Origin of the sequence: Pseudoalteromonas sp. BSi20311 (genome assembly GCF_000239875.1) — a bacterium.
Classification (GTDB): Bacteria; Pseudomonadota; Gammaproteobacteria; order Enterobacterales; family Alteromonadaceae; genus Pseudoalteromonas.
Genome location: NZ_BADU01000017.1, coordinates 1 through 3,716, shown reverse-complemented (window position 1 = coordinate 3,716; position 3,716 = coordinate 1). Strand labels below are relative to the sequence as shown.

Genomic DNA, 3,716 nt, shown 5'->3' with positions numbered 1-3,716 from the left:
TGGGTTGGCGGATGCATCAGGTGTGGTGCCTTTAGTCAAAAAAGTCATAGCAGAAGATATTACCCGTTACGGTAATCAGCATTTAGAATTTATGGCAGAACCGATTATTGAACTTAAGTTTGCCTTAGATGTATTGCAAGCGAACTCACTCTATGAAACGCGTTTTAATGAATATGTTGTTCCAATGGTTTATGGTAGTCATAAATTGGTGTGGCAAGAAGCATTTGATGTATTCAAATCATTTTGTAAGATTGTTTTGAATGATATCGAGCCTTAACCATCAAATTTGAAAAGCGCTGTATTTTCACAATCACCACACACTAATGCTCGGGTCGCCGAGAGGTGACGAATGACCAACAAAAATATCAGGAATATTTTTGAATAGCTTTGCTGAAAGGCGTCGAGCGTCGAGTTGCGGGCATCGGGTTTCGAGTATTAAAAGCTGCGCTTTTCGCGTCAGTAAGATGCACGCCTACGGTGGTAAAGGTACTAGGAGCTAGGGTTTGCACAAGTCCACAGACTCCACAATGAGGCAATTAAGTTCATTATTTGCCTCATTGTGTGAGGCGATTAAATCATATAGACTGAAGCTACTTACCTTGAGGGCAAACGCTTATGTGGATATGGCAACAACAAGATTGGCCGAACTTTACGTGGGATGAAAAACAGCTTGCGCCGTTGTTGAGAGGGCTTTGTTTTAACCAAGGTGTGCTGGTTGGTCGCATGGATGGGCAAAGTACGCAGCAAAAACAGCAAGCACTTGATACTTTATTGGCTAATATTATTCATTCAAGCGCAATTGAAGGTGAAAAACTTAATGCGTTTTCGGTACGTTCGTCACTAGCTAAAAAACTCCACATTGATGAGCAGCCTTATCCAACCACAGTGCAAAGCGATAATCTTGCAGAGATCATGTTGGATGCAATTAATAACACCGATACACCGCTTGATTTAGAACGTATGTTGAATTGGCATCGTTTATTGTTTGCAGGTGAAAAAGGATTATTTACTCAAATAGCGGGCGGTCAATTACGTGGCAACGAGCCAATGCAAGTTGTATCAGGGCGATTAGATAGACCCGTATTACATTTTACTGCTCCACCAAGAGATGTTATCGAAAACGAACTCGCTGCTTTTTTTAATTGGTTTAATGCAGGTTATAATGATCGACACGAAGACCCTTTTATTCGTGCTGCTATCGCTCATTTGTGGTTTGTAACCTTGCACCCGCTTGAAGATGGTAACGGGCGTATTACGCGTCTTATTACAGATTTAGCGCTTGCTCAAGAGCATAAAGAGTCTATACGGTTCTATGCGATGTCGGTGGCAATTTTAGAGGATAGAAAAGGCTATTACGAGGTCTTAGAGGCAACACAGCGTGGTGATTTGTGCATTACACAGTGGATTACCTGGTTTTTAAATACGCTCAATAAAGCAGTTGAATCTACTCTGAAGAATATTGAGCAAACTGTCTCTAAAACTAATTATTGGTTTAAAAAAGATCAAACTAGACTAAATGAGCAACAAGTAAAAGTGCTTAATAAATTACTTGATGGCCAATTTGAGCAGGGTATCAGTGCAAGTCAGTATCAAAAAGTGGCTAAGGTAAGTCGCGCGACGGCGACGCGTCATTTATCAGATTTACAAACACTGGATTATATAAAGAAAACCTCAGCGGGCGGTCGCAGTACTCGTTATAAAATAGCCAAATGACTTTAAAAAGCTTAAAGCTTTTTTTGTAATTCAAAGCCCTACTATTTCAACACGATGACACACAGTGAGGCAATTAAGTATGATATTCGCCTCATTTTTTGAGGCGAATAATGGCGTGAAAGTAACCTAATTTAAAAGCGGTGCTTTTCGCGTCAGCAAGCTTAACGATTATGGTGGGAATAGGTAAAAGGTTCTAGGCGCTAGGGGTTAGTCTGAATTTATAGCCCGTCGCTCGCGGCTCGTTACCCGAAGCTCGAAACTCATTTCGTATCTATTTAAATAATATTGCAATCATATTAAATACCGCTAAACTAATCATTGGTATATTAATGACCGATTAGGTAGTCATTTATGAGATCTGAACAAGCATTAAAACTGGCGCGTCGATTGGGTGATTTAATTCGCCAGCATCGTACTTTACTTTATACCCAGAGCACGTTCGCTAAAATGATTGGTGTATCTCGCTCAACGGTACAAAAGCTTGAGCAAGGGGAGGTAGTAAAAAGCGATATATTGTTTGAAGCCCTTGTTGTTCTTCAATTGCAAGGCTCATTGCTGGATGAAATTAACGAGCTTGCCGCAGATGTGGGCGGTTATAATGCAAGACAGCGTAAAAGCAATAAAACTCAGGTGATTAACGATGACTTCTGAAGCTTATGTATTTATTGACGGTTTAGAAGACAGCCCGGTAATTTGTGGTTTTTTTAAGTTAAATACACAAACAGGCCGAGGTGAGTTTAATTATGGTAAAAGTTACCTTGCGCGCTCTGATGCGTTTGCGCTCGATCCGCTGCATTTACCATTACAGCCTGGCATCGTTAGTTATTCTGCCAATAAAGGTGTGTTTGGGGTGTTAAGTGATGCGGGAGCTGATTCGTGGGGGCGTAAGCTTATACTGTCGCTGCATAATACCAAACCAAAAAATGAGCTAGAATTTTTACTCGCAGGGTCTGGGTATGGTGTTGGCGCCTTGGTATTTAGTTTGTCGCGCAGCGCATCAAAACATAAAGCGAATAAAAATACATTAGCCGATTTAGCCTTGTTAGATCAAGCAAAGGACGATTTGCTCGCCAATAAAACGATTTCACAAGAAGCAAAAAAAGCCTTTGAATTTGGTCAAAGTATGGGGGGAGCAAGACCTAAAACCTCTGTGAAAATTGACCAAAAACTTTATTTGGCAAAGTTTAATCGTCAAGACGATTTGTTTAATTTAGCTAGGGCTGAGCATGGCGCTATGTGTATGGCTAATGAATTGGGGATTCGCACTGCAAATACCCGTATTCATGAAACAGAAAATGGCGATGTTCTGTTAGTTGAGCGTTTTGATGTAAGCGATGACTTACCAACTCATCACTTTTTAAGCGCCAATAGCTTATTACAAAAACCAAAAGTCGCGATAAGCGACTTAGCAACATACTATAGCTACGGTGAACTGGCTGAATTTATTCGCCACCACACAGGTGAGTTCGCTGCTGATGCTACAGAGCTCTACAAGCGAATGATATTTAACGTATTTATTGGTAATACCGATGATCACAGCCGAAATCATGCATTTTTGTATCACTTTGCAGGGCAAACGTGGCGTATGAGCCCCGCTTATGATATTACCCCTATTAATAACTCAAAGCAGCATGGCATAGGGCTTGGTGATGATGGCCGATATGCTAGTATCGATAATTTACTGTCGCAAGCCAAACGCTTCGGCCTCAACAAGGCTCAAGCAACAAAAATAATTGCCGAGGTTGAGAGTTATACTCGCCAGTGGGCAACGCACTTTAAACGTTTTGCTAATATCAGTGATATTGACATAAAACGCTTAGAAAGCGTAATACCCTCTATAAGTTAAAGGCTAATAAAGCAGTCATTAGTGGGTTAATGACTGATTAAGTAGTCATCTATTAATTGACGCTTTTATGAACCACAAAGCGGGAATGAGAAGGCCGCGGGCTTCGAGCGGCGAGGCGCGGGTAAAATACAAATGCCTATAAATACGCGATATAAAA

3 protein-coding genes and 1 pseudogene are annotated in these 3,716 nt (G+C 41.0%); all 4 read left to right on the top strand.

Annotated features, from left to right (window positions below; all coding sequences use genetic code 11):
* Positions 1-277: pseudogene (locus P20311_RS02015) on the top strand (nucleotidyl transferase AbiEii/AbiGii toxin family protein); the annotation flags it as partial.
* A 338-nt stretch (positions 278-615) separates the two neighbouring features.
* On the top strand, positions 616-1,713 hold the full coding sequence (locus P20311_RS02010; RefSeq protein ID WP_008109087.1) for a Fic family protein: 1,098 nt from the start codon (positions 616-618) through the stop codon (positions 1,711-1,713).
* A gap of 351 nt (positions 1,714-2,064) precedes the next feature.
* The gene (locus tag P20311_RS02005) at positions 2,065-2,364 is read left to right on the top strand and encodes a helix-turn-helix transcriptional regulator (RefSeq protein WP_004589614.1); all 300 of its coding nucleotides are present in this window, start codon (positions 2,065-2,067) and stop codon (positions 2,362-2,364) included.
* On the top strand, positions 2,354-3,559 hold the full coding sequence (locus tag P20311_RS02000; protein ID WP_008109080.1) for a type II toxin-antitoxin system HipA family toxin: 1,206 nt from the start codon (positions 2,354-2,356) through the stop codon (positions 3,557-3,559). The genes P20311_RS02005 and P20311_RS02000 overlap by 11 nt, the downstream gene beginning before the upstream one ends.
* The last annotated feature ends 157 nt before the right edge of the window (positions 3,560-3,716 follow it).